The sequence below is a fragment of the Enterococcus camelliae genome (assembly GCF_042685105.1).
In the GTDB taxonomy this organism is placed as follows: domain Bacteria; phylum Bacillota; class Bacilli; order Lactobacillales; family Enterococcaceae; genus Enterococcus_G; species Enterococcus_G camelliae.
The window spans coordinates 11899-16343 of the sequence record NZ_JBHUMO010000060.1; the positions used below are offsets into that span (position 1 = coordinate 11899).

The following is a 4445-nucleotide window of genomic DNA, read 5'->3' on the forward strand; positions in this document are numbered from 1 at the left end:
GGGGTTTCCATAAATCCTTTGTCAATCCAGTTATACAAGGTCTTTGTGCAAGGAATTCTTTTTTTCTGGAAACAAGTTCGCTACTTTCGCAGTGCCAACCACACTATCTGGTGATTGATGCAATCGTAAAATTTGCTCATCTGCATAGGCAATGAAGTCAGTTGACTCGACCCAAAGGTAGGTTCTGCCAGAATTCAATCGCGCAGTATCCTAAGCTTTTTGCCCAACTTCAGGAGAATAGTCCGTCTTGCGGTAATCAATTGTTTTGTGCCATGTATTTGACGTTGTTTGATGACATCGTCAGTTCCATCTTTGATTTCATTATGGATCGTTTGAGGAGCTCGTCCCAACTCTTTCGTGATTGTTCGATTGGACAGGCCCAATTTGTTCTTCAAATAAGCGATAAATTGTCGTTCATCAAATGATAGGTGTTTTTCTTTTCGTGATTGTGTGGCATGTTCAGTATGCGTCAAAGCGAAAATCTCCTTATTGATTGTGTTGGAACTTCAACAATACACGATGTTTCGCTATGGCGTTTTTTTATTGCCTAAAAGTGGCTAAGTTCATCTTACAATGAACCATTTGTTTTTATTGAAAGAATATTTGTAATAACAAATAATAAAATAGTCGCTGCCATGAAGATGGCTAAGCGTATTAATACATCCGACATATCAAAGCCAGCAGTAGTCCACTTATTTGCTAGTTCTGTCCTAAAGGAGTTAAAAGGAATGGCATTTGATACCTTTTTCATTACCCCTGTAAATTCAAAACCACCAATAGTACCTGTAATAATCGCAATACCAAAGTAAGCAATCATTGCAATACCTTGAACAGCATTAAATCCTTTAAAAAACCAAGCAATAGTAAACGCCAAAAAATAGAAAGAAATAGTTAGAAATAAAATTCCGCAAACTATTAAAACTAATGCTTCCATACTTGGAGAGGGCAGTGGAAGAACAATTTTAAGCACTAAGAAATAGATAACACAAATTCCACTAACTAAGAAAAGGATAGAAATAAATTTGGCAAACATTTGTTTTAGTTTTGTATAGCCAAATAAGGCAAAACGTGTAGAGATTCCTCCCTCAATATCTTTAGCAAATGCTATTGTAAAAGGGAGCATAACCAAACCTAAAGGAATCATTGGCAGACACATTGAGAAAATTGTCTGTGCAAGGATTTTATTTTGTTCTATATCCTGTGAAGCATGATACCCACCAATAGCTAGAAATAAGGGTAATAAACCTCCGACGATCATTCCAATGCTATATCCAAATGTGTTTTTCATTTCAAATTTGATGTAATGTTTCATTCTTATTCTCCTAACTATTTTTTGCTTTGACTAAGGGCGTTCAAATAGATTATTTCAATGCTGTTATTTGAAATGGAAAATTTCTTTCCTAAGACAGCTAATGCTTTAATCGCCTCTTCCTCTTCTTTCTTATTAGCGAAAGAAAAAGCCTGTTTTCCTTTTTGACTGACAATTTTTATCCCTGTGGGAAGAGTGAGCTTCTCATAGTCTTCTTCAATAAAAATTGTTGAATAACCAACGTATTTTTTAAACAGGTCTTTAGTACTTCCAAAGTCAATCATGTGTCCTTTATCAATAATTAGTAATTTATTTGCCAGTTTTTCGATTTCATCAAAATAATGAGTAACCAATAAAAGTGTGGCATTTTTTCCTGAGTACCACTCTTGGATTTTTTCCATCAATCTACTACGCGCTTCAAAATCTAGACCTGCTGTCATTTCATCAAAACAGGTCAGCAGTGCATCTTGATATAACACCATTATCAATGTTAATCTTTGTTTTTGCCCTCCAGATAATTGTGTCACTTTTTTCTTTAACATATTTTGAAAATTAAAAAAAGCAACTAAAGATTTTAACTTTTCATCTTTGTTTAGAGTGGTTTTTAATAATCCTTCCATGATCGTCTGACAAGTCAAAACGTTTGGATAAGGATTCTCCTGTAAATGAACAGCTACATCTTTTGGTTTTTCAATGTTTCCTGTATAAGCTACTTGATTCGTAAGAGCTTTTATTAATGTTGATTTTCCGGCACCATTAGCCCCAATAATGCCAACGATGTCATTTCCTTGAATGTCTATCTCACCTTGAATGTTCAATGCAGTAAAATCCTTGTACTGAACCTGAAGATCTTTAATTTTTAACATCGTTCTGCCCCTAACTTAATCTAATATCAAATTTATTTGCCCTTCCTATTTTTTTCTACATAGTTATTTAACTCTCTTGCAATCATAATATTCTGAAACATTACAACAACATAAGCAATTACATAAACAAATGATATGCTCAATATCAGATTTGTTAGGCTAGTGACACCATAATTTGTAATATACAATATACTGACGAAAAGAGTTGTTGCAGTATAATGAAGTGATAATGAAAGTAAAAAGCTAAATTTTTCAATCTCAAAAATTTTAGTAGTGACTCCAGCAAATATTGAGATTAAAAAAACCAAGGTGACTGTTTTATAAGTCACAATTGTTGTACCATTAAAAAAAATAAGAGCTAAATAAATAAATGAACCTGTACGTAAACCTGATGATAATTTTGCATACCATTCCATTTTTATATCCTCCATTGTCTTCTTTTAGAACTTTTTAGGTAGCAAATTAATAGTTGAGTATCACGAATCAACTGAATGCATACTACCTCACTTTGTGGTAGGAGTATATATCCAAACACACAAGCGGTTATTTCCAATACACAAGCGGTATTAATCATTACTATTTTGTAATGCTTTTTTTACATTGGTGACATAGCGTCGACTGACAATCAATTTCTCGTTCGATAATGTTTCCAAAGTTAAGTTTCCATTTTTTTGGGCGATAAAAGTTTTTATATCCAAAGAATTAACAATTGTACTCTTTGATATTCGTACAAATTCATTTGGTAAGGTTTTACTGAAATTTGAAAGAGAATCTTTCATTATCAGTGTTCTTTTTTTTGTATATAAAAATATCTGTCGCTCAAGATATTCTAAATAAAGAATATCCATAACCTTTAGCTGAACAAACTTATCAGAATCAATGTCCTGTGCAACAATTGTGTAATTGCTCTCTTCTAAGTAACTGATTGCTTTTTCTATTGAAGGTGTAACAGCAAAAATATTAAATACTGCTGATTCATCAATATCTAGTTTTTCTAAAATTTTATTGATCACAATTTTCATAGTTTATATTCCTTCTTCTTTCCAAACTATTCTTTTATCGGTTGATTTCATCTAGAAATGTCTTTGTAATCGTTAAATTTAGCCTACATTTGACTACCTATGTCGTCAAAACGGGACAATCTAGGACAATTACAGACTAAAATACCTTTTTTACGAAATTTAGGAATAAAGACAAATAGAAAAAGCCCTTGATAGACAAGGACTTTTTACATTCGAAATTTGATAGACAGTCAGAGACTTTCTTATCTTCTGATTTCTTTGATACGAGCTGCTTTTCCGTGTAGGGCACGTAAGTAGTACAATTTTGCACGACGAACTTTACCATAACGAACAACTTCGATTTGAGCAACGCGTGGTGTATGCAATGGGAAAGTACGTTCCACACCAACGCCATTTGATACTTTACGTACAGTATATGTTTCGCTGATTCCAGCTCCACGGCGTTTAATTACAACACCTTCAAATAACTGAATACGTTCACGAGTTCCTTCGACAACCTTTGCATGAACACGTACTGTATCCCCAGGACGAAAAGCAGGAATATCTGTACGTAATTGTTCTTGTGTTAATGCTTGAATTAATGGATCCATCTTTATCATTCTCCTTATTTCCAAATATTCTTAGAATTCTCTTTGTAGTCCCAGCGGAATATTGTAATAGTTGAGCATTTCACTCACCAAAACATAATAGCATACTTTGCTAGGCTCTGTAAAGAAAAAATCTTGTCAGTTCGATTTTTTTTCTTCTGGTAAGTTGTAAAATGAAATGCATAAAGAAATAAACAAAAAAAATCATGTAGATACGTTATACTTAAAAGCGACAAAACCATAAGTATGAAAGAGGTATCTACATGACTAAAGCCAATTATACCATAGAAAAGCGTCACTTTAAGCACCTTTCTGACATCCAACGTGGAAAATTAGAACAAATGGCAAAATGTGGCACCTATACACAAGCTGAAATGGCGTGCGAATTAGGAGTCAGTCAATCGACTGTTTCCCGCGAATTGAGACGCGGAAAAACGCGCCAACTTGACTATCAACGCAACTATTACGAACAGTATATCGCGGTCTCAGGTGCACGAGTCTATCAAGAAAATCGCGCCAACTCGCATGCGAGAGATCATCATAAGTATTCTGCACCATTTCTTGCAGCTTTGTCAGAAAAGCTAGTACCCAAGAATGGGCTACGGCTTCACAGTGTGGATACGTTTGTGCGCACCTATAGGAAATCGCACCCTGAGGAACG

General features: G+C 34.3%; 6 protein-coding genes and 1 pseudogene. 1 reads left to right on the top strand and 6 read right to left on the bottom strand.

The genetic code is table 11. The annotated features are described in order from the left end of the window. The 6 genes and pseudogenes from ACFSR0_RS11930 to rplS all read right to left on the bottom strand — a co-directional run. A pseudogene (locus tag ACFSR0_RS11930) lies at positions 1 to 473 on the bottom strand (transposase); the annotation flags it as partial. A 95-nt stretch (positions 474 to 568) separates the two neighbouring features. Continuing rightward, positions 569 to 1312, bottom strand: coding sequence for an MFS transporter permease (locus ACFSR0_RS10395; protein WP_379982531.1), 744 nt, complete (start codon positions 1310 to 1312; stop codon positions 569 to 571). 14 nt (positions 1313 to 1326) lie between these two features. Further along, positions 1327 to 2175 (bottom strand): ATP-binding cassette domain-containing protein, encoded by an 849-nt coding sequence (locus ACFSR0_RS10400; RefSeq protein WP_379982533.1) that lies wholly within the window; start codon positions 2173 to 2175, stop codon positions 1327 to 1329. Positions 2176 to 2207: 32 nt separating this feature from the next. Continuing rightward, positions 2208 to 2591: a DUF3021 family protein gene (locus ACFSR0_RS10405; RefSeq protein WP_379982535.1), complete on the bottom strand. Its 384-nt coding sequence runs from the start codon at positions 2589 to 2591 to the stop codon at positions 2208 to 2210. A gap of 150 nt (positions 2592 to 2741) precedes the next feature. Continuing rightward, on the bottom strand, positions 2742 to 3197 hold the full coding sequence (locus ACFSR0_RS10410) for a LytTR family DNA-binding domain-containing protein (RefSeq protein WP_379982537.1): 456 nt from the start codon (positions 3195 to 3197) through the stop codon (positions 2742 to 2744). Between the two features lie 242 nt (positions 3198 to 3439). Next, positions 3440 to 3787: a 50S ribosomal protein L19 gene (gene rplS, locus ACFSR0_RS10415; protein ID WP_379982540.1), complete on the bottom strand. Its 348-nt coding sequence runs from the start codon at positions 3785 to 3787 to the stop codon at positions 3440 to 3442. 260 nt (positions 3788 to 4047) lie between these two features. On the opposite strand from rplS, the gene ACFSR0_RS10420 reads away from it, so the two are divergent. Next, positions 4048 to 4445, top strand: a 398-nt coding sequence (locus ACFSR0_RS10420) for a helix-turn-helix domain-containing protein (protein WP_379982542.1), incomplete at its 3' end; no start/stop codon positions are given.

What these genes read in the sequence shown, in the direction of transcription:
- ACFSR0_RS10405 (WP_379982535.1), bottom strand. Translation starts at nt 2,591, where the DNA reads ATGGAATGGTATGCAAAATTATCATCAGGTTTACGTACAGGTTCATTT.
- ACFSR0_RS10400 (WP_379982533.1), bottom strand. Translation starts at nt 2,175, where the DNA reads ATGTTAAAAATTAAAGATCTTCAGGTTCAGTACAAGGATTTTACTGCA.
- ACFSR0_RS10395 (WP_379982531.1), bottom strand. Translation starts at nt 1,312, where the DNA reads ATGAAACATTACATCAAATTTGAAATGAAAAACACATTTGGATATAGC.
- ACFSR0_RS10410 (WP_379982537.1), bottom strand. Translation starts at nt 3,197, where the DNA reads ATGAAAATTGTGATCAATAAAATTTTAGAAAAACTAGATATTGATGAA.
- rplS (WP_379982540.1), bottom strand. Translation starts at nt 3,787, where the DNA reads ATGGATCCATTAATTCAAGCATTAACACAAGAACAATTACGTACAGAT.